The 23,663-nt window shown below is 65.1% G+C and carries 24 protein-coding genes; 9 read left to right on the forward strand and 15 right to left on the reverse strand.

Going from position 1 to position 23,663, the window contains the following annotated elements; all coding sequences use genetic code 11:
* From murA to A3Q7_RS0110645, 10 genes are all read right to left on the reverse strand, one after another.
* Positions 1-1,263: a UDP-N-acetylglucosamine 1-carboxyvinyltransferase gene (gene murA / locus A3Q7_RS0110600; protein ID WP_018411851.1), complete on the reverse strand. Its 1,263-nt coding sequence runs from the start codon at positions 1,261-1,263 to the stop codon at positions 1-3.
* Between the two features lie 7 nt (positions 1,264-1,270).
* Entirely contained in the window at positions 1,271-1,504 is a 234-nt protein-coding gene (locus tag A3Q7_RS0110605; RefSeq protein ID WP_026224707.1) for a BolA family protein, read from the reverse strand.
* Positions 1,505-1,506: 2 nt separating this feature from the next.
* Complete coding sequence (locus A3Q7_RS0110610) at positions 1,507-2,265, reverse strand: ABC transporter permease (protein ID WP_018411853.1); 759 nt, start codon at positions 2,263-2,265, stop codon at positions 1,507-1,509.
* Positions 2,262-3,176, reverse strand: coding sequence for an ABC transporter ATP-binding protein (locus A3Q7_RS0110615; protein ID WP_018411854.1), 915 nt, complete (start codon positions 3,174-3,176; stop codon positions 2,262-2,264). Before A3Q7_RS0110615 ends, A3Q7_RS0110610 begins: the two co-directional genes overlap by 4 nt.
* 49 nt (positions 3,177-3,225) lie before the next feature.
* Positions 3,226-3,513, reverse strand: a complete 288-nt coding sequence (locus A3Q7_RS0110620; protein WP_018411855.1) for an STAS domain-containing protein — start codon at positions 3,511-3,513, stop codon at positions 3,226-3,228.
* Positions 3,510-4,151 carry an MlaC/ttg2D family ABC transporter substrate-binding protein gene (locus tag A3Q7_RS0110625; protein ID WP_026224708.1) on the reverse strand — a complete coding sequence of 214 codons (642 nt, stop codon included), beginning with the start codon at positions 4,149-4,151 and terminating at the stop codon, positions 3,510-3,512. Before A3Q7_RS0110625 ends, A3Q7_RS0110620 begins: the two co-directional genes overlap by 4 nt.
* A gap of 89 nt (positions 4,152-4,240) precedes the next feature.
* Positions 4,241-5,119, reverse strand: a complete 879-nt coding sequence (locus A3Q7_RS0110630; RefSeq protein ID WP_018411857.1) for an MlaA family lipoprotein — start codon at positions 5,117-5,119, stop codon at positions 4,241-4,243.
* 32 nt (positions 5,120-5,151) lie between these two features.
* The gene (gene mlaD / locus A3Q7_RS0110635; protein ID WP_018411858.1) at positions 5,152-5,628 is read right to left on the reverse strand and encodes an outer membrane lipid asymmetry maintenance protein MlaD; all 477 of its coding nucleotides are present in this window, start codon (positions 5,626-5,628) and stop codon (positions 5,152-5,154) included.
* Positions 5,625-6,410: a lipid asymmetry maintenance ABC transporter permease subunit MlaE gene (gene mlaE, locus A3Q7_RS0110640; protein ID WP_018411859.1), complete on the reverse strand. Its 786-nt coding sequence runs from the start codon at positions 6,408-6,410 to the stop codon at positions 5,625-5,627. The genes mlaD and mlaE overlap by 4 nt, the downstream gene beginning before the upstream one ends.
* Positions 6,407-7,228 carry an ABC transporter ATP-binding protein gene (locus A3Q7_RS0110645; RefSeq protein WP_018411860.1) on the reverse strand — a complete coding sequence of 274 codons (822 nt, stop codon included), beginning with the start codon at positions 7,226-7,228 and terminating at the stop codon, positions 6,407-6,409. Before A3Q7_RS0110645 ends, mlaE begins: the two co-directional genes overlap by 4 nt.
* A gap of 154 nt (positions 7,229-7,382) precedes the next feature.
* Here A3Q7_RS0110645 and mshL point away from each other — a divergent pair, with 154 nt between their 5' ends.
* From mshL to A3Q7_RS0110685, 8 genes are read left to right on the forward strand one after another with little or no spacing between them, the layout of a single operon-like run.
* The gene (gene mshL, locus A3Q7_RS0110650; protein ID WP_018411861.1) at positions 7,383-9,089 is read left to right on the forward strand and encodes a pilus (MSHA type) biogenesis protein MshL; all 1,707 of its coding nucleotides are present in this window, start codon (positions 7,383-7,385) and stop codon (positions 9,087-9,089) included.
* On the forward strand, positions 9,086-10,816 hold the full coding sequence (locus tag A3Q7_RS0110655) for a GspE/PulE family protein (protein ID WP_018411862.1): 1,731 nt from the start codon (positions 9,086-9,088) through the stop codon (positions 10,814-10,816). The genes mshL and A3Q7_RS0110655 overlap by 4 nt, the downstream gene beginning before the upstream one ends.
* Positions 10,813-12,012: a type II secretion system F family protein gene (locus tag A3Q7_RS0110660; RefSeq protein WP_018411863.1), complete on the forward strand. Its 1,200-nt coding sequence runs from the start codon at positions 10,813-10,815 to the stop codon at positions 12,010-12,012. Before A3Q7_RS0110655 ends, A3Q7_RS0110660 begins: the two co-directional genes overlap by 4 nt.
* Positions 12,009-13,517, forward strand: coding sequence for a hypothetical protein (locus A3Q7_RS0110665; RefSeq protein WP_018411864.1), 1,509 nt, complete (start codon positions 12,009-12,011; stop codon positions 13,515-13,517). The genes A3Q7_RS0110660 and A3Q7_RS0110665 overlap by 4 nt, the downstream gene beginning before the upstream one ends.
* On the forward strand, positions 13,508-14,116 hold the full coding sequence (locus A3Q7_RS20290) for a hypothetical protein (RefSeq protein WP_157278175.1): 609 nt from the start codon (positions 13,508-13,510) through the stop codon (positions 14,114-14,116). The genes A3Q7_RS0110665 and A3Q7_RS20290 overlap by 10 nt, the downstream gene beginning before the upstream one ends.
* Complete coding sequence (locus A3Q7_RS0110675) at positions 14,113-14,544, forward strand: hypothetical protein (protein WP_018411866.1); 432 nt, start codon at positions 14,113-14,115, stop codon at positions 14,542-14,544. Before A3Q7_RS20290 ends, A3Q7_RS0110675 begins: the two co-directional genes overlap by 4 nt.
* A complete protein-coding gene (locus A3Q7_RS0110680; protein ID WP_026224709.1) occupies positions 14,541-15,434 on the forward strand; it encodes a hypothetical protein in 894 nt (297 codons plus the stop codon). The genes A3Q7_RS0110675 and A3Q7_RS0110680 overlap by 4 nt, the downstream gene beginning before the upstream one ends.
* The gene (locus A3Q7_RS0110685; protein ID WP_018411868.1) at positions 15,419-16,138 is read left to right on the forward strand and encodes a type II secretion system protein; all 720 of its coding nucleotides are present in this window, start codon (positions 15,419-15,421) and stop codon (positions 16,136-16,138) included. The genes A3Q7_RS0110680 and A3Q7_RS0110685 overlap by 16 nt, the downstream gene beginning before the upstream one ends.
* 82 nt (positions 16,139-16,220) lie before the next feature.
* Here the strand turns inward: A3Q7_RS0110685 and A3Q7_RS0110690 are convergent, their stop codons facing one another.
* The 3 genes from A3Q7_RS0110690 to folE all read right to left on the reverse strand — a co-directional run bounded on the left by A3Q7_RS0110690 (position 16,221) and on the right by folE (position 20,152).
* A complete protein-coding gene (locus tag A3Q7_RS0110690) occupies positions 16,221-17,414 on the reverse strand; it encodes a porin (protein ID WP_018411869.1) in 1,194 nt (397 codons plus the stop codon).
* Positions 17,415-17,920: 506 nt separating this feature from the next.
* Positions 17,921-19,363 carry a catalase gene (locus A3Q7_RS0110700; RefSeq protein WP_018411871.1) on the reverse strand — a complete coding sequence of 481 codons (1,443 nt, stop codon included), beginning with the start codon at positions 19,361-19,363 and terminating at the stop codon, positions 17,921-17,923.
* A 177-nt stretch (positions 19,364-19,540) separates the two neighbouring features.
* Positions 19,541-20,152, reverse strand: coding sequence for a GTP cyclohydrolase I FolE (gene folE, locus A3Q7_RS0110705; protein ID WP_018411872.1), 612 nt, complete (start codon positions 20,150-20,152; stop codon positions 19,541-19,543).
* A 337-nt stretch (positions 20,153-20,489) separates the two neighbouring features.
* Between folE and A3Q7_RS0110710 the strand changes: the two genes are divergently transcribed.
* Positions 20,490-21,974: a DegQ family serine endoprotease gene (locus A3Q7_RS0110710; RefSeq protein ID WP_018411873.1), complete on the forward strand. Its 1,485-nt coding sequence runs from the start codon at positions 20,490-20,492 to the stop codon at positions 21,972-21,974.
* Between the two features lie 41 nt (positions 21,975-22,015).
* Here the strand turns inward: A3Q7_RS0110710 and ribD are convergent, their stop codons facing one another.
* Together ribD and nrdR are read right to left on the reverse strand one after the other, a co-directional pair.
* Positions 22,016-23,116 carry a bifunctional diaminohydroxyphosphoribosylaminopyrimidine deaminase/5-amino-6-(5-phosphoribosylamino)uracil reductase RibD gene (gene ribD, locus A3Q7_RS0110715; RefSeq protein ID WP_018411874.1) on the reverse strand — a complete coding sequence of 367 codons (1,101 nt, stop codon included), beginning with the start codon at positions 23,114-23,116 and terminating at the stop codon, positions 22,016-22,018.
* Positions 23,117-23,593: a transcriptional regulator NrdR gene (gene nrdR / locus A3Q7_RS0110720; RefSeq protein ID WP_018411875.1), complete on the reverse strand. Its 477-nt coding sequence runs from the start codon at positions 23,591-23,593 to the stop codon at positions 23,117-23,119. It lies immediately after the preceding gene.
* Between the last annotated feature and the right edge of the window lie 70 nt (positions 23,594-23,663).

The following is a 23,663-nucleotide window of genomic DNA, read 5'->3' on the forward strand; positions in this document are numbered from 1 at the left end:
TCAGGACACGCGGCGGACTGTCGCGCCCAGCGCGGTGAGCTTCTGCTCGATGCGCTCGTAGCCGCGGTCCAGATGGTAGATGCGTTCTATCAGCGTTTCACCGCGTGCCACAAGGCCTGCGATGATGAGACCGGCCGAGGCACGCAGATCGGTGGCCATGACCGTGGCGCCATTGAGCGCCGCCACGCCCTGCACGAAGGCGGTATTGCCGTCGATGCGGATGTCCGCGCCCAGGCGAGCCAATTCCACCGCATGCATGAAGCGGTTCTCGAAGATGGTTTCGCGGATTACCGCGGCACCCTCGGCCACCGTATTGATGGCCATGAACTGCGCCTGCATGTCGGTCGGAAACGCCGGATAGGGCGCGGTGCGCAGCGATACCGCCTTCAGCTTGTCCGGTGCCTTCAGCACGATGGCTTCGAAGGATGGCGATTTCTCGGTGCGGATGTCGCAGCCGGCATCCATCAGCTTGTCGATCACCGCGTCCAGGTAGCCGGCCGACGTGCCGGTAAGCCGGATCTCGCCGCCGCTGGCCGCGGCTGCGCACAGATAGGTTCCGGTTTCGATGCGGTCCGGCATGATGCGATGGGTCGCGCCGTGCAGGCGGTCCACGCCCTGTATGCGGATCACGTCGGTGCCGGCCCCCGAAATGCGCGCGCCCATGGCGACCAGGCAATTCGCCAGATCGACCACCTCGGGCTCGCGTGCGGCGTTCTCGATGACGGTTTCGCCGTCCGCCAGCACAGCGGCCATCATCAGGTTTTCGGTCCCGGTGACGGTCACCATGTCGGTGAACAGGCGCGCGCCCTTGAGCCGCTGCGCGCGCGCAACGATGTACCCCTGTTCGACCTCGGTATCCGCACCCATGGCGGTAAGGCCCTTGATGTGCTGGTCCACCGGCCGGGCACCGATCGCACAGCCACCGGGCAAGGACACCCGCGCCTCGCCACAGCGGGCGAGCAAGGGTCCGAGCACGAGGATGGATGCGCGCATGGTCTTCACCATTTCGTAGGGCGCAACCGGCTTGTCGAGCGCACTTGCATCCAGCGTGACAACCTGTCCTTCGCGCTGGACCCGGACCCCCATCTGGGCCAGCAGCTTGAGCATGGTGCCGATGTCGTTCAACTGCGGAACGTTCGTCAGCGTCAGCGCTTCGCGCGTCAACAAGGCGGCGCACAGTATGGGCAGCGCCGCGTTCTTGGCCCCGGACATTTCGGCCTCGCCGTTCAGGCGATGGCCACCTTCGATCAACAGTTTATCCATCCGCTACTCAGGTCTTCCATTCTTCCGGGGTAAGGGTTTTCATCGACAGGGCGTGGATTTCCTCGCGCATGCGATCGCCGAGCGCCGCGTACACCATCTGGTGGCGCTTGATGCTGCGCAGTCCGTCGAAGGCCGACGATACGATGATGGCTTCGAAATGCTGGCCGTCGCCGACCACATTGCAATGGTCACAGGCGATGCCGGCGACAATGGAATCACGGATGCTGTCAGGAGTCACCATGTTCAATTCCTCAATTTATAGCCTCTGGAGAGCATGCTCAGCGTAATGCCCGCAAGCACCGCGAAACTGCCTCCCGCCACAAGGGCGCTGATCCAGGGCGACACGTCGGACTGTCCGAAGAAGCCGTAACGGAAGCCGTCGATCATGTAGAAGAAAGGGTTCAGGTGCGATACCGCCTGCCAGAAGTCCGGCAGGCTGTGGATCGAGTAGAACACACCGGACAGGAAGGTGAGCGGCATCACGACAAAATTCTGGAACGCGGCAAGCTGGTCGAACTTGTCGGCCCAGATGCCCGCAATGATGCCCAGAGTCGCCAGCAGTGCGCCGCCGGTCAGCGCGAAAAAAAGTATCCACGCCGGCTGCGCATAAGGCAGATCGACGAACCACAGCGTGACCAGCCAGACCCCGGCCCCCACCACCAGCCCGCGGATCACCGCCGCCACCACGTACGCGGTGAAGAACTCGCGATAGGAGATCGGCGGCAGCAGCACGAACACGATGTTGCCGGTGACCTTGGACTGTATCAGCGAGGACGAACTGTTGGAAAACGCATTCTGCAACAAGCTCATCATGACCAGGCCGGGCACCAGAAAGGCGGTGTAGCTCACGCCACCATAGACCTCGACCTGCCGGTCCAGCACATGGGCGAACACCAGCAGGTAGAGCAGCGCGGTGAGCACCGGCGCCGCCACGGTCTGGAAGCTCACCTTCCAGAACCGCAGCAACTCCTTGTAGAGCAGAGTGCGCAGCGCCACGCTCATGCCGGCACATCCTGCATCGTGGCCATGAACACGTCTTCCAGATCGGGCTTGTCCAGTTCGATGTCGTCGAAGCGGACGCCATGGGCATGCAGCCGGGCGACACAGTCCGCCACCGTGTCGGCGCTGTCGAGCAGAAGCTCGATCCGGCCGTCCGGCGTCGCGCGGGCGATCGCCAGGAATTCCGCGGGCAGGGATGCGCCATTGCCCAGTCGCAGGCGCAGCGTCTGCTGTACGCGACGCGCCAGCAGATCGGCCGTGCGTTCCAGTGCCACCACCCTGCCCTGCTTCAGCATCGCGATGCGACTGCACAGACTTTCCGCCTCTTCCAGGTAATGGGTGGTGAGCACGATGGTGTGACCTTGCCGGTTCAGCTCGCGGATGAACACCCACAAGCCCTTGCGCAGTTCGACATCGACGCCGGCGGTCGGCTCGTCCAGCACGATGACCGGTGGTCGGTGCACCAGCGCCTGCGCCACCAGCACACGCCGCTTCATGCCGCCCGACAGTGCGCGCATATTGACGTCCGCCTTGGCGGTCAGATCGAGGCGCGCGAGAATTTCGTCCATCCAGTCATCGTTCCTGCCCAAGCCGAAGTAACCGGACTGGATGCGCAGAGTTTCACGTACCGTGAAGAACGGATCGAACACCAGTTCCTGCGGAACGACACCCAGCTTGCGCCGCGCCGCCCGGTAGTCCGAAACGGTGTCGTGCTCCATGACGCGGATGTGTCCGCTGTCCTGGCGGGCCAGCCCGGCCATGCAGGAAATGAGTGTCGTCTTGCCGGCACCATTGGGGCCAAGCAGACCAAAGAACTCGCCTTGCTCGACCTCGAAGGACACCTCGTCCAGCGCGCGCAGCGCGCCGAAACGCTTGCAGACGCCGTCGATGATCAGGGCGGGACAGGATGGCATGATTACAGCGGAGCGGCCGGCGCGGTGCGTCGGGCCGGCTCGCGGAAAGTCAGAGGGTGACGGCCTCCAGGCCGCAGAACGACGACACTTCGTACAGCCGGGCCAGACTGGTCAGTCCTTCCGGAGCGCCATTCACCGGCAGCGCGCTGCCATTGCCGCCGGCACGCTCCCACGCCAGCAGGACGGCAATCGCGGACGAGTCCACCTCGGTTACCGCCGACAGGTCGATGCAACGTGCGGCCTTCAGAAGACCCAGACCGGCATCGCGCAAAGCAGCGGCCTCGGGCAGGCGCATCGGACCGCCGACGCGCAGCACATCCCCTTCCAGCGAAATCATTTGGCGACCGATGCGGTGGGGGCGGCAGGCGCGGTTGCGCCGGTCGCATTCTTCGCCCGCAAGGACTTCACCAGTCCATCAACCCCTCCGGCGCGGATTTCCGCGGCGAAGGTTTCGCGATAATTGGTCACCAGACTGACGCCAGCCACCACCACGTCATACACCTTCCAGCCGCCATCCTTCATCTCGAGTGCGTAATCGAGCGGAATCGGGCGACCGCCGGGCTGGTTGATCTGCGTGCGCACCGTCACATCGGTATCGTTCGGCCCCATCTTGAAGGGCCGATAGTCTATGGTCTGATTCCTGTAGCTGGTCAGTGCATTGGAGTAGGTACGGACCAGCAGGGTGCGGAACTCGTCGGTCAGTTGCTTCTTCTGCTCCGGCGTGGTGGCACGCCATTCCTTGCCCATGGCCAGCGCGGTCATGCGCGTGAAATTGAAGTGCGGCAGCACCTTGGTTTCCACCAGTTCAGCCGTCCTGGCGGTATCGCCCGCCTTGATGGACGGATCGGACCGCAGGGCGGCAAGCACTTCCTCTGTCACGTCCTTGACCAGCGCATCAGGCGCCTTGGGCGCGTTCTGCGCGGATGTGGCAGCGACAAAGCAGGCCAGGCACAGGGAAACAATCCACTTGAACATCATGTACTCCTGAAATGAAAGAAGGCCTGTCGCCAGGCGACAGGCCATCCCGACACGCTCAGCGACCGCTCGGGCCGCTGCCGCGGATCTCAGTTGGAAACGCTGGCAACCTCTTCCGGGACGCCATTCGCGGCGGGAAGTTCAATCTTCGGATCGAAACCATCGCCCACCAGCATGAGGTTCCAGGTCGGTTCCAGCGACTCGACGAGCTGCCGGTTGTCAAACGGAAGCGCTGCAGAATCGTCGTCCTTCTCGCGTGGCGGATTGCCATCATGGATCAGACTACGGCGACGTTGCAGGTAGGCGTCACGAATGTAAGCGTACTTGTCGAGCGCTGCCGCCTCGATCGCGTCCTCGGCCTTCAGCAGCGAAGCACGCTGGTCGATGGCCCGCAGCACGATGGCGGTGTTGCGGTAGCCGCGATGACCGTCCGCATCGCGCACCGGATCGACGTAGATGTCGGCGGCAACGCCGAAGGTGTCACGTACCGTACGCGGCCCCAGGATGGGCAGCACCACATAGGCGCCGTCACCCACTCCCCAGCGGCCCAGCGTCTGGCCGAAATCCTCATCGTGCTTCTCGAGCCCCATGTCGCTCGCAACGTCGAACAGACCCAGAATGCCCAGCGTCGAGTTCACCAGCACACGGCCCGCATCGGACAGTGCGTCGCCCGGCTTGCCCTGCAGCAGGTTGTTGATGCCGATCCAGAGGTCCGCGATATTGCCGAAGAAGTTCGACACCCCGGTCTGCACCGGCTGCGGGGTGATGAAATCGTAGCCTTGGGCAACCGGCTTGATCACCGCCTTGTCCACGGTTTCATTGAAGGAGAACACCGCCCGGTTGAAGCCCTCGATCGGATCCTTGGGGTTGCCGGATGTCGCGCAACCGGTCAGAACCACGCCCGCCGCAGCAACCATTGCCACGGAACGAAATGCTGCCAGACCCGATTGCTTGGAATTGATTTTCATCTGTCGTTCTTTCCGGCTGTCCGTTCTTCGCATCACTGTGCAGGAGCTTGCGGGCTCTCTGCTGCCTTGTTGAACATGAACTGGCTGATCAGCTTCTCGAGCACCACGGCCGACTGCGTCTTGGCAATGGTGTCGCCGGCCTTGAGCATTTCGGTGTCTCCACCCACCTCCAGACCGATGTACTGCTCACCCAGCAAACCCGAGGTCAGAATGTTCGCAAAGGTGTCGCGTGGAAAACTGTAACGCTTATCCACATCCATTTTGACCACGGCGACATAAAGACTGGAGTCGAAAGTGATTTCCGTCACCCTGCCCACCACAACGCCGGAGCTTTTCACCGGCGCACGCGGCTTGAGCCCGCCGATGTTATCAAAGTTGGCTTGCAGCCTATATGTCTCGCCGATATTAGCGGACGCGAGGTTGCCGACCTTTAGTGCCAGAAACAACACCGCCGCGATTCCGACGGCCACAAAAACGCCGACCCACAGGTCGAGTACGGTCCGGTTCATCCATTGCCCCTGAACATGAAGGATGTAAGCACGAAGTCCAGCGCCAGGATGGCCAGCGCGGAATTGACGACGGTACGGGTGATGGCGCGCGATACGCCTTCCGCGGTGGGTGCCGAATCATAGCCCTCGAACACGGCGATCAAGGCCACCGCGAAACCGAATACGACGCTCTTGATCACGCCATTCACGATGTCGTAGCGGAAATCGACCGACGCCTGCATCTGCGACCAGAAGGCGCCATCATCGACGCCGATGAATACCACACCGATGAACCACGCCCCGAATACACCCATGGTCGAGAACAGCGCGGCCAGCAGCGGCATGGAAATGACCCCGCCCCAGAAGCGGGGAGCGACCACGCGGGCGATCGGATCGACCGCCATCATGTCCATGGCCTTGAGCTGCTCGGTGGTTTTCATCAGCCCGATTTCCGCGGTCAGCGCCGACCCGGCGCGGCTGGCGAACAGGAGGCCGGCCACCACTGGTCCCAGTTCGCGCACCAGGGACAGCGCCACCAGTATGCCCAGGGCGTCGCTGGAGCCGTAGCGCTGAAGCGTTTCATAGCCCTGCAGCCCCAGCACCAGGCCGACGAAGAAGCCGGACACCAGGATGATGATGAGCGACAGCACGCCGGTGGAGAAGATTTCGCGGATGGTGAGCTGGAAGCGCGCGAAGGAAGTGCCCGAACGCATCAGGATGGCGGCGAAGAAGCGCGCCGCGAAACCCATGCGCCAGATGCCATCGACAGTGCGCGCGCCGATGGCGCGGAGGATGCGCGTCATGGTCTGCCCTCCATCAGCGCATCGCGGTAACTGCCGGACGGAAAATGGAAAGGCAGCGGGCCATCCGTTTCCGCATTGACGAACTGTTTCACGAAGGGATCGGTCGAGGCGCGGATTTCATCCGGCGTGCCTTCGGCCACGACCTTGCCGCCGGACAGGAAGTAGATGTAGTCGACGATTTCCAGCGACTCATGCACATCGTGGGTCACCATGATGGAACTGGCGCCCAGTGCATCGTTGAGCTTGCGGATGAGCTGACCGACCACGGCCAGCGAAATCGGGTCCAGACCGGCGAAGGGCTCGTCGTACATGATGAGCATCGGATCCAGCGCCACCGCACGCGCCAGCGCCACGCGGCGGGCCATACCGCCGGACAGTTCGTTCGGCATGAGCTTGTGCGCCCCGCGCAGGCCGACCGCGTGCAGCTTCATCAGCACCAGGTCGCGGATCATGTCGTCGGGCAGATCGGTGTGCTCGCGCAGGGGAAACGCCACATTCTCGAACACGCTCAGATCGGTGAACAGCGCGCCGAACTGGAACAGCATGCCCACCCGCCGGCGCAGCGCATACATGTCCTTGCGCGCCAGCTTCGTCAGATCCTGTCCATCCACCGTGATCGTGCCGCCCGTGGGCCGGAGCTGTCCGCCTATCAGTCGCAGCAGCGTCGTCTTGCCGCAGCCGCTGCCGCCCATGATGGCCACCAGCTTGCCGCGAGGAATGCGCAGATTGATGCCGCTGAGGATGGGGCGCTTGTCGTAGGCGAAGTCGACGCTGGACACATCAACGAGCGTGTCGCCGGACGGGAAGGATACGGACACGAGGGCAGAACAGCCGTGTGATAGGGGATCACGATTGTAGCAGACCGATGGGGGCCCGCCGCGGGACGCAAAGGCGATCGCCCACGCAAGGCGCTTGACGGCCCGATAATGACAAATGCATTATTTGTCACGCCCTGTGACAAAGAGCCCACCGGTGACCACTGCCGCCCGGATATTCATCCTCCTCGCCCGTACCGCATCGCTCGCGTGCCGCAAACCGGCTGCGCTCTGCATGCTTGCGCTGGCGGCCGGCTGCGCGGCACCGGTTCCGCGGCCGCTTTCGCCGGCCCACATCCTGGCCGGGCAGGTCGCGCCGGCGCCCGCTGCGGCCATCCCGGAGCCAGTCGCCACACCCGCCGTCGAGCAGGCGCTGCCGGCTGAACCGGAGGAACACTACAGCGTGACGGTGAGCCGGCTCGAGGTCGGGGATCTGCTGTTTGCCCTGGCGCGCGACGCCGACATCGACCTCGACCTGCATCCGGCGGTGCGCGGAACCGTAACGCTGAACGCGACCGACCAGACCTTGCGCCAATTGCTCGACCGCATTGCCGGCCAGGTACCGCTGCACTACACCTTGCGAGGGCGATGGCTGGTCGTTCTGCCCGACGAGCCGGTGCTGCACAGCTACCGCGTCGATTACGTCAACATGAGTCGCGACGTGACCGGCACGGTGTCGATCAACACGCAGATCGCCGCCACCAGCTCCGCGGCCGGAACTGCGGGATCACCCGCTCCGGCAAGCGGCAACGCCGGCAACAGCTCGAGCACCCGCATCGAGAATTTCGCACGCAACCGCTTCTGGGAGACGCTGGAAGCCAACATCCGCGCCCTGCTGGCGGATTCGTCCGCGGCCCAACCGGCGGCCGGTGACGCGGGAGCCGGTCCGGCAACTGCCGCAGCGCCCTCACTCGTCATCGTCAATCCGGAAACCGGCGTGCTGACAGTACGGGCGACCCGACGGCAGCACCAGCGCATTCAGTCCTTCATCGACGAAGTTGCCCGTATCGCGAGGCGTCAGGTGCTGATCGAAGCGACCATCGCGGAGGTCCAACTGACCGACAACTACCAGCAGGGCATAGACTGGACGGCTTTCGCCGGCGGCGGACGACGCGGCGGCGCGGTGTTGTCGCTCAACCCGGCGGGCAACGAATTGAGCGCCAATCCGCCTTTCGCCTTCGGCCTCGGGCGCAATCGCGAACTGATCGACAGCATCCGCCTGCTGCAGGCCTACGGTGACGTGAAAGTGCTGTCCAGCCCCAAGCTTTCGGTGCTGAACAACCAGACCGCCCTGCTTAAGGTGGTGAACAACATCGTGTACTTCGAAATCAAGTCCGATGTGGTGGCCAATACCAATACCCAGGCCGTGCGCAGCTTCAGCGCGACGCCGCGCTCGGTGTCGGTCGGCCTGGTCATGGCGGTCACTCCGCAGATCAGCGCCGACGGGCATGTCCTGCTCAACGTCCGCCCCACCATTTCGCGCAAGGTGGGCGATGCCCAGGACCCGACGCCCGAACTGGCCACCCCCAATCTGGTACCGGTGATCCAGACACGCGAACTCGAATCGGTCATGCGCGTGGCCAGCGGCGAGACCGCCGTGCTGGGCGGCCTGATGCAGGACGAAATCAACTATCGCCAGGACACGGTGCCCGGACTTTCTTCACTGCCGCTGATCGGCCGCTTGTTCGCCGCGCGCAATGAAACCGCCCGCAAGAGCGAACTGGTGGTGCTCATCCGGCCCGTGGTGGCCGACGACGATGGCGGGCAGCCGACGGCTGCGCTGCCCGCAGGCGCGATACCCGACCGTCGCTTCCTCGCGCCGTCCTTTCCGGCCGGACGTCCGGACGCGGACTCCGCACCATGAACGACGCCGCAGTCCCCGCTCGCCTGCCACTCGGCCAATGGCTGGAGTCGCGCGGCCTGATCAGCGCGGACCAGTTACGCATCGCTCTGCGCGAACAGACTCGCCACGCACGCCCCATGGGGCGGGTGCTGATCGACCTCGGCTTCATCAGCGAGGGCATCCTGCGCGATGCGCTCGGCCAGTCGCTCGGACACGCCTCGATAGATCTCGACCAGGTGCTGCCGGATCCGGCCGCCCTCGCCCGCCTGCCGGAGCGTGTCGCCCGCCAGCACCGCGTGCTTCCGGTGAGCTGCAGCGAGGACGGCCGGCAGATGACGGTGGCGATGGCCGACATCCACGACATTGTGGCGCTCGATGTGATGCGTGACATGCTGCCGCACGACGCTACGCTGACAACGCTGCTGGCCGGCGAGGGCGAACTCGCCCAGGCGATAGACCGCAGCTACGGCCACGCGCTATCGATCGAACACATCCTGGCCGAACTGGAAAACCACGGTCCGGAGCAGGCGAATCGGGTGGCCCAGGATGGCAGCCCGCCCGTGGTACGCCTGGTCGACGCACTGCTGATCGACGCGGTGAAGCGCGAAGCGTCGGACATCCATTTCGAACCCGAAGCCGGCTTCCTGCGCATCCGCTACCGCATCGACGGCCTGCTGCGCCAGATACGCGCGCTGCATGCAAGCTGCTGGCCCGCCATGGCGGTGCGCATCAAGGTGATGGCCGGTATGAACATCGCCGAACACCGGGCCCCGCAGGACGGGCGCCTTTCGCTGCACGTGAGCGGCCGCGCCATCGATCTGCGCGTGTCGTCGCAACCCACGCTGCACGGCGAGAACATCGTCCTGCGCATACTCGACCGGGCGCGCGGCATCGTACCGCTGGACAGCCTGGGACTGAGCGAGCCGACGCGACAGGCGCTCACCCTGCTGATGGCCCGGCCGGAAGGGCTGATCCTGGCGACCGGCCCCACCGGCAGCGGGAAAACCACCACGCTGTACTCGCTGCTGAATCACCTGAATCACGAGGGTGTGAACATCATGGCGCTCGAGGATCCGGTCGAATACCCGATGCCGCTGATGCGACAGACTTCCGTAGTGGAGGCGGCACGGCTCGACTTCGCCAACGGCATCCGATCGATGATGCGCCAGGACCCCGACATCATCCTGGTGGGCGAGATCCGCGATGCCGACACCGCCGGCATGGCTTTCCGCGCGGCCATGACCGGACACCAGGTGTACTCGACGCTGCACAGCAACTCGGCGCTCGGCGCGCTGCCCCGGCTGCTCGATCTGGGTGTCCGGCAGGACGTGCTGGCGGGCAATCTGATCGGCGTGATCGCACAACGATTGCTGCGCCGCCTGTGCCCGGAATGCAGCCAGCCACGCATTGCCGGCGCGGCCGACATGCGCCTGCTTGGAATGGCCGCGGATACGGCCCCCGTCGTGCTGCGCGATGCCGGAGGTTGTCCGGCCTGCGACTTCACCGGCTATCGCGGCCGCTTCGCCGTAATGGAAATCCTGCGCATCGACGCCGGGCTGGAAGGACTCATCGGCACCGGCGCGAGTGCGGCCGAATTGCGACGGGCGGCCGGCACAGGGCTGCGCAGTCTGGCCGACGAGGGCGCTGACGCCGTGCTGGCGGGGCGTACTTCCCTGGCCGAGCTGTGTCGCGTGATCGACATGTCGTCCCGTCTGGCCGGATTGCACGCAGAGAGGGGCGCATCGTGACCCTGTATGCCTACACGGCGGCCGACGGCGAAGGCCGCATCATCCGCGGCCGTCTCGATGCGCTCGGGCCGGAAGACCTGGATCGACAGCTTGCCGCGATGCGGCTCGATCTGGTCCGCATGCGCCGGGTGCGACCGACGCTGGCGCGCGGAGGAAAGCTGCCGCGACGCGCCCTGATCGCGTTCCTGTTCCAGCTCGAGCAGATGCTGCACGCAGGCATACCGCTCATCGATGCCCTGACCGACCTGCGCGACACATCGGCCCGCACCGACCTGCGCACGCTGGCCGCCGCGCTCGTGCAGCGCATCGAGGGCGGCTCGACGCTGTCAGAAGCCCTGCGCAGCCAGAACGGCGCATTTCCCGATGTGTGCTGCGCTCTGGTGGCCGCCGGCGAACAGAGCGGTCAGCTCACCGAAGTGCTGTCGCAGCAGCTCGAACAGCTCAAATGGGAAGACGAGCTGGCTGCGCAGACCGGCCGCCTCATGATCTACCCGCTCGTCCTCGCCGTCGTGCTGCTGGGCGTGATCGCCCTGCTCATGCTGGTCGTGATGCCTGACCTTGCGCGTTTCCTGCGCAGTGCGGGCATCGCAATGCCATGGCAGACACGGCTGCTCATCGCGGTGTCGGATGCACTGCAGGCCGGCTGGCCCGCGCTTATCGCGCTGATCCTTGCAACGCCATTGGCCGTGGCCGTCGCGACACGCAGATCCCCGGCGGCGAAACTGCGTCGTGATGCCTGGCTGCTGTGCACGCCCTTGATCGGCCCCGTGCTGCGCAAGCGTGAACTGGCGGCAATGGCTCGCCTGCTCGCCATGCTCTACGGAGCCGGCATCCCGGTCATCGCTGCACTTGAAAGCTGCGAGCGCGCGGCGGGCAACGAGGCGGTGCGCCGGTCGATCGCTCACGCGCGCGAACGCATAGACCAGGGGCAGCCACTCAGTCAGGCCTTTGCCGGCGGCGATCTCTTCCCCTCACTGATCCGGCGCATGGTGCGCATAGGAGAACAGACCGGCGCCCTGGACCGGGCGCTGCGCGAAGCCGCCTACTTCTACAGCCGCGACGTGCGCGAAAGGGTCGCCCGCGTGCAGGCCCTGCTGGAACCGGCGATGACACTCGTGCTGGGCGCCCTGCTCATGCTGGTGGCGTTCGCGATCCTGGTGCCGGTATACGACCTCGTTACCGGCATGCAGCCATGACCCTGACGCCGACGGGAAACCGGGTGGTTCTTTACCTGAGCGGCGCGTCGCTGAGCGCCTGGGTGTTCCGGAACACGCGACCGATCGGCTGCGAAAGCTTCGGGCGCGATGACGCGTCAACGCCGGCCTTCCAGGATTTCCTGCGCCGGCAGCACGGAGCACGATTCTTCCTTCTGTGCGACCTGCCGGACGAACGCTTCGTGACGGACAGCATGCCCTACACCTGGGGACCGGACCGCTCGGCGCTGCTGACACTCAAACTGCAGAAGCACTGCGCCAATACCCCGTTCCGCAGTGCGCGCGCAGTGCGCAGACTGGCCGATGGCCGGCGCGATCTGCAGATCCAGTTGCATGCGCTGGACAATGCCGGCGCGCTGCAACCCTGGCTGGAGGTACTGGACCGAACGGGCGTGGCGCTGTGCGGCGTACATACGATTGCCCAGGCGGCCGGACGCTTGCTGCGCAGGCTGCGCCATCACCAGGGTCAGGCCCTGCTGATCGCCGCAACGCTTTCCGGCCTGCGACAGATATTCACCGACCAGGGGCTGCCACGATTCTGCCGTCTGAGCAGCCTGCCGCCGGACGGCGACTTCGCCGCCGCAGGTGCAGGGGCGGCGCGCAGCGTCCGTGACTACCTGATCGCGCAGCGCATGCTGGGGCGCGATCGCCCCCTGCAGCTCTGGATACTGGCCCCGGAAAGCGGACATGCCGCGCTTGCCGCGGCCTGCGCGGACGATGCCGGGCTGCGCTGCGGTCTGATCGATGCAGGCGCCCAGTTGCGCGCCGACGGTGTCCGCTTCAATGCCGGTCCGCTGGCGAACGAGCTGCTTCTGGCACGCGCCGTCGTGATGAGACCCCCTCGCACTCAGCTCGCACCGGCCGCCCACCTTCAGGTGTGCCGCATCCGGCATGCCGCGGGCCTCGCGCTGTACGCCGGTCTGTGCGCGCTGGCCGCGGGAACGGCCTTTGCCGGTCATGCCATATGGTCGGCACATGTACTCGACGCGCAGCGGCAGCGCGTCCTGCTCGATACATCCGCCCTGCGCCAGCGCGAACAGGCGCTGTCGGCACGCCTGCCCGAGCTGGGTTATCCGCTCGACACGCTGCGCCGCGTCGTCGAACGCCACGAACAACTGCGACAGCGCAGTGCCACACCGGCGGATCTGCTGCAGACGCTGGGCGCGGTGCTGGCGCAGCTTCCCGACATCCAGCCTGCATCGCTGGAATGGTCGCTGACCAGCCTTCCATCGCCGGTCCCCGGCACGCTGCCCCCGGTACGCGCGGAACTGCTGCTGACCGCCAGCCTGCCCGTTTCACACGCCGCACAACCCCGGCGCGCGCAGGACGTGGTCGATGCCGCGCGCGCGCTCCTGACGCAGGACCCGGGCATCGAAGTCGACATCGTGCGCGCGCCCTTCGATGTCGACGCTCGCACACGCAACACTGCCGAAGCCCGGGCGCCGGAATTCACGCTGCGCATCCGGAGAATGCTCCCTTGTCCATGAAGACCGCAGCGACCCGCTACCGTCACGCAGCGGCACTGCGACGCGCGCTGCTCGGACTCCTGCTCGCCGGAGCGGGCGTGCTGGCGGCCGCCGCGGGACGGGGTTATGTGGATACTGCCGAGCGCCTGCTCGAGGCAGCGAATGCCGGCCATGCGCAGGCGGATTCCACGCTGCGCGACACCGCCGCCGCACTGGAAGAACTTCGGCGCCTCCAGCCGGCACTCCAGGTACTCACGCAGAGACAGCTCATCGGTGACGAGCAGCGCCTGGTCTGGCTGGAACGGCTGGATGCGCTGTCTCGCCCGCTCACCGGCTACGGCATGAGCTGGCAGTTCATGCCACGGCGACCCATCGACCCGGCCATTCTGGATGCCGAGGCCGGGACACTGGAAGTCACCGGCAGTCGCCAGACCCTCGACCTGTCCATACGCCACGAGGGGCAGTTGCTCGACCTGCTCGATGCCCTGATCGACAGCGTGCCGGCCCTGGTGCGCATCGAGCGGTGCAGCCTGTCGCGCGATACCGGCGATGCTCGGGGCGGACTCAGCGCGCAATGCACGCTGGACTGGATCACCTTCCGTCCGCGCGTGCCGCCATGAAGAATGCACTGTGCCAACTGCTGTGCGTACTGTGCATGCTGAGCGCAGCAAGCGCCGCAGCGCGGCCGCTCGGCCGCCTGTTCTTCACCGATGACGAGCGTGCCGCACTCGACCGGCCGCCGGCACCGGCGGCCGCAGACGAAGCGCCCGCCGCCACCCCGCGACAGCCGGTGCGCTTCGACGGACTGCTGCGGATAGACGGTCGATCCGCGCGCTGGTTCGTCAATGGCGAAGCGCTGAACGCGGACGATCTGAGGGCCCGGGGACTGTCGGTTCCGACTTCCGCCCCGCCCTGCGGCCTGTCCATGCCCCGGTCCGGCGGAGGTTCGACCCTGTTACGCGCCGGACAGACAGCCGACGTCGACACGGCAGGCCACGCGCACGCGGTAAGCCCCGACGCGGCCGTGCAAAGGACGTCGTCGCCATGAGGCGCCATCAGCGCGGTGCGATGCTGCTGGCCTTGCTTGGTGTGATCGCCGCGCTGGGCAGTCTGCTGTTGTTGCGCATGGCAAGGGCGCGCGATGCATCGCCTCACAGCGAAACCGGCGAGCGCGCGCTGGCCCGCGCCCGCGAGGCGCTGATTGCCTATGCCGCACTCGGAAACGCTGCCGGCAACCACGACAACTCGCCGGGCGCCCTGCCCTGCCCGGACCTCGACAACGATGGTGTTGCGGACTTTCGCTGCAGCGCGGATATCGGACGACTGCCGTGGCGCACACTCGGTCTGGGACTGCTGACCGACCATGCGGGCGAATGCCTCTGGTATGTGCGCAGCCCGGCCTTCGGCAACAACATTCCCACCGCCGGGCGCGGCGGTTCGGCCGACCGGCCGGCGCTCAATCCGGCGCTCGCTGGCCAGATCGGCGACGTCGAGAACGGTCAACACGGTACCCGGACCTGGGTCGCCCTGGTGATCGCCCCCGGCGACGCGCTGCCACATCAGCAGCGCGGCGCCACGGACCGGCTGTCCGGATGCCGCGCGGGCGGCGCCCAGTCCTTCCTCGACCGGTCCTCTTTCCCCGGACTCGATCATGCGCAAGGCAAGGTCGCCATCCGCGAGGCGGTCAGCGAACACTTCAATGACCGGGTGATCGGCATCGACGCGACCCCCCACTTCTCGCTGGCAGCGGCGCGGGTACTGGGCGACGTCGAACTGAGCGGCGGCGCACCACCTCATGCATGGTGGTCGCGCAACCGATGGTGCGAGTCCCTGTGCGCCGACGGCCCGGTCGGCGTCATCCGGATTCCGGATGGCGAGCCGGTCCGCCGCCCGCTGGCTGCCCTGCCTGGATGTGCCCTGCCATGCGAGCGACCGTAAGCCCGCGTCGCCGCGGCTTCACGCTGATCGAAATGGCGATCGCGCTCGCCATCATGGCGCTGCTGAGCGCGGGCGCCATCGCCTTGCTGCAAAGCGCGCAACTGCGCGCACGCATCGCCCGCACGCAGGATGCGCTGGAACAGGCGCGCGAGGCACTCGATGCCTATGCCGTCATCCACAGATCGTTGCCCTGCCCTGCGGCATCGCCCCTGGACGGCTACGAACAGAGCCGTGCCGGCGGCCAGTGCGCGAGCCGGCGTGGTCTGCTGCCATGGAGCACACTTGGGGTGCAAGGGCTGGATGGCTGGGACAACCGGCTGGGTTACGTCGTTTCACCGGGCCTGGTGAAGCGGCCGGGCGAACGCATTCAACTGTCCAGCCAGGGCGATGTACGCATCGTGCAGCGTGACGGACAAGGTTCGGAAATCGATGTGGTGACCGCATCGGCCGTCGCCTATGGCATCTGGTCACATGGCGCGAATGGCCGCGGCGCGACCACCCACCTGGGCACGCTGCGCGCGGACGACGGCAGCGACAATATCGACGAGAAGGGCAACAGTTCGCAGGCCGGCAGCGACCCGGTCCTGCGCGCGCGGGAAGAAGGTGCCGCGGGCAGCGCCGGCGGCGAATACGACGACATCGTGCTGTGGGAATCCCGCTACATCCTGTTCGGACGCATGATGCAGGCGGGGCAACTGCCTTGATCTTAGCCGGTCGCGCGGACGTGGACGAAAAACGGGCGCCCGAAGGCGCCCGTTTCAACACGACTTTCTGATCGGAAACCGATTAGAAGGTGTGAGCGATACCCAGGTTGAAGCCGGAATCGCCGTAGGCGCCGCCCGAACCGGTGGTAACGTCAGCGCGACGATTTCCAGCGGTGGTGAGAGCGCATGACATCGAACGATCATTGCTCAAACGAGCGTACGTCGCATACATCATGGTGCGCTTCGAGAACGTATATTCACCGCCGAACGCCCACTTGTCGCAGTCACCAGCGCCAGCGCGCTTGTCTTCGGCGCTCACGTAGCTAGCCTTCAGAGCGATATTGGCAGTGACCGGAGCCGTAACACCGATCAGCCAACCATCGCTGTTGGACACAGCCTTCGACGCGGAATCGTCACCTTCAACGTTTTCGTAGTATGCGGACAGCTTTGCGACGCCGAAATCGTAGCTTGCACCAACAACCCACAGATCGAACTCGAGATCGTTGCCGCTGTTGGCACGCTTGATCTGAAGGTTTTCGTAGTCGAGGGTCAGGCTGATCGGGCCATTGTTGTAGAGCGCGGCGATCGCGTACAGCGGGGTATCACCGGTTTCGATATCTTGACCAACAGCAGCAGCCACGGCACTCGAGGTTGTAACGACACCGGTGGATGCATTGCGGCTGGCTCCATCGAATCCGCGACCTTCTTCACCCAGCAGCGAGGTGGTGTAAGCCGCCAGGAATTTCAAGCCAGGAGCCAGTTCCGGCGTGATATACACGATTGCGTTGTCAGCACGGTCGGCCTGCCCAAGGTTCGACGTTGCGCCGAAAACGGAAGCGGCATTACCCACCGTCTGGTTCTTGAACGGATCGTACTGGCCAACGAAGGAGTAGCGCGCGCCATCAACGCGGCCACCGAGCACGGTACCAAATGCACCTTCCAAGCCAACCCAGGAATGACGGTTGGAATTGAAAGTCGCGTTTGTGTCGCCGGCGAAGCCCATTTCGATTTCGAAGATTGCCTTCAGACCATTACCGAGGTCTTCCTTGCCACGAAAACCGAGACGGTTGCCACCTGCGATACCATCTTCCATTTCGTTCAGGCGTCCGGTACGGCCACCGCGCTCATCAGTTGCACCGTTTGTGCCATCGGTGCCTCCGCGCGACACAAAACCGTAGTCGATACGACCATAGATGGTCACGTTGGACGATTCGGCCATGACGGCGGCCGGGGCGAGCGCTGCGGCGATGGCAGCGGCAAGCAGTTTCTTGGACATTACGCAATTCTCCTCTTGCGATGATAGTGGGTGCCCGGGTCGTATTGAGCCGTGAGGCTTGAGGATTGCCGGGCTACACACCTTCGGAGCTTCAGAAGGTGTGCCGGACTGTACCGAAGCACCAAACGCAGCGGCAAGCCATGCGTCAAATTACGTAGGTCCTTGTGGTCGCCTCTTGTGGCTTTTGCGCAACACGCGACAAATCCGCGGGCTTTGTGTCGGACAGATGACAGCGCCAGGCCCTGAACGGGCCGTCCCGCATCGCAGGTCATGGTGCACCGCATGATGCCGCCATCAGGCAGCCGCGCCTGCAAGTGCCCAGCCCAGCATCGCAATGACGCGAACCACCTGCTCCACGTCGTTCTTCATCCCGGACTCCTCACCCATCATCGGATGGTTTCTGCCGCATCCACGAACCGGATTCCGTAACGCTTCGATCCGTGGCAAACCGGCGCACGGCCCGCTCTTTCCGCAGCCGTGCGCCGGACCTCATCCTGATATCGCGATCAGATGTCGATGCCCAGCCGGGCGGCGACCGCACGCCCGTACTCCGCATCGGCCCTGGCGAAATGCGCGATCTGCCGGCGCTGTATCGCATCGGGCACCCCCTGCATCGCCTCCGCGATGTTGGCGGCGAGGCGCTCGCGCTGCCCGGCATCCATCAGGCGGTACAGGGCGCCGGCCTGCGAGTAATCGTCGTTGCCGGCGCGATGGTCGTAGCGGTCCACATCGCCGGCCGCGGGCAGCGGCGGTTCGCGATAACGCTCGGCCTGTACCGGGCCACCGAAGGAATTGGGCTCGTAGTAGGCATCGCCACGATCCGGAATGGCCGCCAGCATCGCGCCATCGGCGTGATAGTGGTGCACCGGGCATTTCGGCGCATTGACCGGCAGCGACTCATAGTGCGTGCCGATCCGGTAGCGGTGGGCATCGGCGTAGGCGAATATCCGCCCCTGCAGCATCCGGTCCGGCGAAAAGCCTATGCCCGGCACGATGTTGGACGGCGAGAACGACGCCTGCTCGACTTCGGCGAAGTAGTGCCGCGGGTTGCGGTTCAGTTCGAGCACGCCCACCTCGATCAGCGGAAATTCGGCATGCGGCCACACCTTGGTCAGGTCGAACGGGTTGTACGCGGTGTGCCGGGCCTCCTGCTCGGTCATCACCTGCACGCACACCTTCCAGCGCGGGAAATCTCGCGCCTCGATCGCCTGGTAAAGATCGCGCTGCGCACTTTCACGGTCGCGCGCGATCACCGCGTTGCTTTCTTCATTGGTCCAGGTCCGTATGCCCTGCATGGACTTGAAATGAAACTTCACCCAGTGACGCACCCCCTCGGCATTGATGAAGGAATAGGTGTGCGAACCGTATCCGTTCATGAAGCGATAGCCCTGCGGCAGGCCCCGGTCCGAAAACAGGATGGTGATCTGATGGAGCGACTCGGGCGACAGTGACCAGAAATCCCACATCGCGGTCGGACTGCGCAGATTGCTTGCCGGATGGCGCTTCTGGGTGCGGATGAAATCCGGAAACTTGAGCGGGTCGCGGATGAAGAATACCGGCGTGTTGTTGCCCACCAGATCCCAGTTGCCTTCGTCGGTATAGAACTTCACCGCGAAGCCGCGCACGTCGCGCTCGGCGTCGGCCGCGCCGCGCTCGCCGGCCACCGTCGAGAAGCGGAGGAACACCTCGGTCTGCTTGCCGACCCGGGCGAATACGCTGGCGCGGGTATAGCGCGTGATGTCCTGCGTGACGGTGAAGCTGCCGTAGGCACCCGACCCCTTGGCGTGCACCACCCGCTCCGGGATGCGTTCGCGGTTCTGGTGGGCCAGTTTCTCGATGAGCGGGTAGTCCTGGAGCAGCAGCGGACCGCGCTCACCAGCGGTGATGGAATTCTGGTTGTCGGCGACCGGTGCGCCGGCAGTCGTGGTCATGACCGGACAGTTCTTCATTGCGCTCTCCTTGCGATGTGGGGACCCGGCAGATCGGGGTGGAGCCATTACATCAAGCGCAAGAAAAACGATCCAACAAATAAATTAAAGAATATTGATTGATAAAAACGATCTATAGCCGTCCAAAAAACCCGGGCGTGCCCGCTGCCCGGGTTTCTGTCGCGTGCGCCGCCCGCCTCAGACGCCGCAGCTCGCGCTGCCGCCGGAGCGGCCGATCAGGTCAAAGAACTCCCGGCGGGTACGCGCATCCTCGCGGAAAGCACCCAGCATGCGGCTGGTCACCATGGCTACACCGGGTTTGTGCACGCCGCGCGTGGTCATGCATTCGTGTGCAGCCTCGATCACCACGGCGACGCCGCGCGGCTGCAGCACTTCATACAGTGCATCGGCCACCTGGACCGTCATCTTTTCCTGGATCTGCAAGCGCTTGGCGAACACTTCGACCAGGCGGGCAAGCTTGGAAATGCCCACCACGCGCTTGTTGGGCAGATAGGCCACATGCGCGGTACCGATGATGGGCACCATATGGTGTTCGCAATGACTTTCGAAACGGATGCCGGTCAGCGCGATCACCTCGTCGTAGCCCTCGACTTCCTCGAAGGTGCGCGACAGCACCTCGCGCGGATCGACCGAATATCCGGCAAAGAACTCTTCATAGGCCTTGACCACGCGCTTGGGAGTATCCAGCAGGCCTTCGCGCGCCGGATCGTCTCCGGTCCAGCGGATCAGCGTACGTACGGCCGCTTCGGCCTCTGCGCGGGTAGGACGCGTGTTATCGGATGTGCTCATGATCTTCCTGTCGTTATATCGGGTGCCACGCTCGGACAATCGCCCCGCAACCGGGCCCCGCAACTTTCACGATGATTCGGCGAACCGTCCATGGTGACGGCTCAAGGGCGGGTTTTCAAGTGCGGGCAGGAAGGCTGACCCGCAACACACTGCAATGCATGTGACTCTTGATATGGGCGATTTGCTCCCCAGATTGAACGCCATGTTGCGCGGGTCCGTCGCTTTGTTTCCGGATGCAAGGTCCCGGAACGCGCGTTTGATGCGTGCGCTCCATGGTTGCGCTACAAGTCGCGCCGACACCGTCAGGCGTGCCCTTCATCAGGAGAGGACATAAAAGATGAAAGCCCATCTGTCTCGTCAGACCATGATTCTTGCGCTGGCCGCAGCCTTCGGGCTGGGCGCAGCGGCGGCCTCGCTCGAGTGGTTGCGTCCGGTCGAGGCCGCCGCCCCGGCCAGACCGGTCACCCAGCTCGCTCAAGCAGCAAGCGCAGCCGCGCCATCTTCCACACCGCTGGTCGGAGGATTGCCGGACTTCAGCGCACTGGTCGAGCAGACCTCGCCTTCCGTCGTGAATATCAGCGTCGTGGGCAAGCCTTCCCGCATGGCGATGAATCCGAACGACCCCATGTTCGAATTCTTCCGCCGCTTCGGCATTCCCGTCCCGCAGAATCCGCAGCGCGGTGGAGAGACACCGGCACCCCGCGGCATCGGATCCGGATTCGTCATCAGCCAGGACGGCTACATTCTGACCAACGCTCACGTGGTGGCGGACGCGGCGGATGTTACGGTCAAGTTCACCGACAAGCGCGAATACAAGGCCAAGGTGATAGGCAGCGACAAGAGAACCGATGTGGCGCTGATCAAGATCGATGCACGGAATCTGCCTGCCGTTAAGCTGGGCAACCCGGAAAACACCCGCGTGGGCGAATGGGTTGCCGCCATCGGCGCGCCCTTCGGTTTCGAGAACACCGTCACTGCGGGCATCGTAAGCGCGAAGTCGCGCGCCCTGCCCGATGAATCGCTGGTGCCTTTCATCCAGACCGATGTGGCCATCAATCCGGGCAACTCGGGGGGACCGCTGTTCAACCTGAACGGCGAGGTGATCGGCATCAACTCGCAGATCTATTCGCGTACCGGCGGCTTCATGGGCCTGTCATTCGCGATTCCGATCGACGTCGCGATGCGGGTCGCCGATCAGATCAAGCAGTACGGACGTGCCAGGCACGCCAGACTTGGCGTGAGCATACAGCCGGTCACCCGCGATCTGGCCGACAGTTTCGGCATGGATCGGGCGCGCGGCGCGCTGGTCGCCAATGTCGAACAGGGCGGACCGGCGGACAAGGCCGGGCTGCAGGCGGGCGACGTCATTCTGTCGGTCGATGGGCGCGATGTGGTCGATTCCTTCGATCTGCCCAAGGTGATCGGCAATCTGCCCCCGGGCAAAGCCATCCGCCTCAAGGTATGGCGTCAGGGCAACGAACGGGATCTGACCGCGACGCTGGGTGAACAGAATGATGCGGAACAGGTTGCCGAAGCCGGGAACAACGGGCCGGTGCGCGACCGTATCGGCCTCGCCGTCCGGCCGCTGACCGGCGCGGAATCCCAGCAGCTTGGCGTCAGCCGCGGCCTGGTGGTGGCGGATGCGAGTGGCGCAGCGGCTCAGGCCGGCATACAGCAAGGAGACGCCATCCTGGCCGTGAATGGACAGCCGGTCGGAAGCGCCGAGGAACTGTCGCGGCTGATCGAAAAGGCCAAGGGACGCGTCGCGCTGCTGGTCCAGCGCGGCGACAACCGCCTGTTCGTGCCGATACGCATCAACTGACGGCAATGCCGCGCGCCGGCTTGCCGGCGCGCGGTTTCATGTCATGCGTCGCAGCGAGCGGCAACGCGCGCAAGCATCCGGATGTCGCTGCCCACCTTGCGCATGTCGCGCACATCGATGCGAAGCTTCCGATCCAGCGTGTCGAACGGCCCCAGGTTGAACAGGCCCATGCCACGACCCAGCAGCGCCGGTGCGAAATACATCAGCACCTCGTCCACGCAACCTTCACGCAGCAGGGATCCATTGAGCTTGTGGCCGGCTTCGACATGGATCTCGTTCAGTCCGCGCGCGGCCAGGGCGCGGAACATCGCCGGCAGATCCACCTTGCCCGCTTCATTGGGCAGCACCATCAGTTCCGCTCCGGCCTCCCGCAGGCGTCGCGCCTGTTCGGCATCGTCACCGGCACACACCACAAGCAAGGGCGCACGCTCGATATCCTGGAACAGCCTGGCACCGACCGGCAGTTGCAACCTCGCATCCACGATGATGCGCAGCGGCTGGCGCGGGGTGTCGACCTCGCGCACGGTCATCGCCGGATCATCGGCCAGCACCGTGCCGATGCCTGACAGCACGGCGCAGGCGCGGGCGCGCCAGCGATGCCCATCGCGCCGTGCCTGAGGGCCGGTGATCCACTGGCTCACGCCATTGTCGAGCGCGGTCACGCCATCCAGTGACGACGCGGTCTTCAGCCGCACCCAGGGCAGGCCGCGCGTCATGCGCGACACGAACCCGATATTCAGTTCGCGGGCATCCGCTTCAAGCACGCCGCAATCGGTGGCAATTCCGGCGGCCGCGAGACGGTCAAGACCGCGGCCGGATACCAGCGGATTCGGGTCGCGCATGGCCGCCACCACGCGCGACACGCCAGCCGCCAGCAGCGCGTCGGCGCAAGGCGGTGTGCGCCCGTGGTGGCTGCACGGCTCCAGCGTGACATAGGCGGTGGCACCTCGCGCCGCCTCACCGGCCGCGCGCAATGCATGGACCTCGGCGTGGGGCTCTCCCGCCCTCTCATGCCAGCCTTCGCCGACGATGTGGCCGTCCCGCACCAGCACGCAGCCCACGCGCGGGTTGGGCGTCGTGGTCCACAGGCCGCGCGCCGCCAGTCGCAGCGCGCGGGCCATGAAATGCGCGTCGTGCTCCATTCAGCCGGCAGCCTTGCGCGACGCGCGCGGCTTGGTGACTTCGCGCACGACTTCGGAAAACTCGTCCACGTCCTCGAAATTTCGATAGACGCTCGCAAAGCGGATATAGCCGATCTTGTCCAGCTTCTTGAGCTCGCGCATGACCAGTTCGCCCAGACGGTCGGTGGCCAGTTCCCGGACGCCCATGGTGAGCAGGCGCTCCTCGATGCGATCCATCGCCATGTCCACAGCCTCGGTGGTGACCGGGCGCTTGCGCAGCGCCAGCATCATGCTGGCGCGCAGCTTGTCGCGATCGTAATCCGCGCGACGGCCGTCCTTCTTGACGATCTGCGGCATCTTCAACTCGACCCGCTCATAGGTCGTGAAGCGCTTGTCGCACTGTGCACAGCGGCGACGACGGCGGATGATGTCGCCATCCTCGCTTTCGCGCGTTTCGACCACCTGGGTATCGGGTGAGCTGCAGAACGGGCACTTCATGTCATCGCTCCGGGCAGGGACGGCGCGAATCTTACGCCCGGATGCGGCCGTGCGCCGAAATTCGGGCGCA

The sequence above is a fragment of the Methyloversatilis thermotolerans genome, assembly GCF_000372885.1.
GTDB lineage: Bacteria > Pseudomonadota > Gammaproteobacteria > Burkholderiales > Rhodocyclaceae > Methyloversatilis > Methyloversatilis thermotolerans.

Bases quoted from the DNA above. Each gene is read 5' to 3' on its own strand.
- murA (WP_018411851.1), bottom strand. From the start codon at position 1,263: ATGGATAAACTGTTGATCGAAGGTGGCCATCGCCTGAACGGCGAGGCC.
- A3Q7_RS0110605 (WP_026224707.1), bottom strand. From the start codon at position 1,504: ATGGTGACTCCTGACAGCATCCGTGATTCCATTGTCGCCGGCATCGCC.
- A3Q7_RS0110610 (WP_018411853.1), bottom strand. From the start codon at position 2,265: ATGAGCGTGGCGCTGCGCACTCTGCTCTACAAGGAGTTGCTGCGGTTC.
- A3Q7_RS0110615 (WP_018411854.1), bottom strand. From the start codon at position 3,176: ATGCCATCCTGTCCCGCCCTGATCATCGACGGCGTCTGCAAGCGTTTC.
- A3Q7_RS0110620 (WP_018411855.1), bottom strand. From the start codon at position 3,513: ATGATTTCGCTGGAAGGGGATGTGCTGCGCGTCGGCGGTCCGATGCGC.
- A3Q7_RS0110625 (WP_026224708.1), bottom strand. From the start codon at position 4,151: ATGTTCAAGTGGATTGTTTCCCTGTGCCTGGCCTGCTTTGTCGCTGCC.
- A3Q7_RS0110630 (WP_018411857.1), bottom strand. From the start codon at position 5,119: ATGAAAATCAATTCCAAGCAATCGGGTCTGGCAGCATTTCGTTCCGTG.
- mlaD (WP_018411858.1), bottom strand. From the start codon at position 5,628: ATGAACCGGACCGTACTCGACCTGTGGGTCGGCGTTTTTGTGGCCGTC.
- mlaE (WP_018411859.1), bottom strand. From the start codon at position 6,410: ATGACGCGCATCCTCCGCGCCATCGGCGCGCGCACTGTCGATGGCATC.
- A3Q7_RS0110655 (WP_018411862.1), top strand. From the start codon at position 9,086: ATGAACGACGCCGCAGTCCCCGCTCGCCTGCCACTCGGCCAATGGCTG.
- A3Q7_RS0110665 (WP_018411864.1), top strand. From the start codon at position 12,009: ATGACCCTGACGCCGACGGGAAACCGGGTGGTTCTTTACCTGAGCGGC.
- A3Q7_RS0110675 (WP_018411866.1), top strand. From the start codon at position 14,113: ATGAAGAATGCACTGTGCCAACTGCTGTGCGTACTGTGCATGCTGAGC.
- A3Q7_RS0110680 (WP_026224709.1), top strand. From the start codon at position 14,541: ATGAGGCGCCATCAGCGCGGTGCGATGCTGCTGGCCTTGCTTGGTGTG.
- A3Q7_RS0110685 (WP_018411868.1), top strand. From the start codon at position 15,419: ATGCGAGCGACCGTAAGCCCGCGTCGCCGCGGCTTCACGCTGATCGAA.
- A3Q7_RS0110690 (WP_018411869.1), bottom strand. From the start codon at position 17,414: ATGTCCAAGAAACTGCTTGCCGCTGCCATCGCCGCAGCGCTCGCCCCG.
- A3Q7_RS0110700 (WP_018411871.1), bottom strand. From the start codon at position 19,363: ATGAAGAACTGTCCGGTCATGACCACGACTGCCGGCGCACCGGTCGCC.
- folE (WP_018411872.1), bottom strand. From the start codon at position 20,152: ATGAGCACATCCGATAACACGCGTCCTACCCGCGCAGAGGCCGAAGCG.
- A3Q7_RS0110710 (WP_018411873.1), top strand. From the start codon at position 20,490: ATGAAAGCCCATCTGTCTCGTCAGACCATGATTCTTGCGCTGGCCGCA.
- ribD (WP_018411874.1), bottom strand. From the start codon at position 23,116: ATGGAGCACGACGCGCATTTCATGGCCCGCGCGCTGCGACTGGCGGCG.
- nrdR (WP_018411875.1), bottom strand. From the start codon at position 23,593: ATGAAGTGCCCGTTCTGCAGCTCACCCGATACCCAGGTGGTCGAAACG.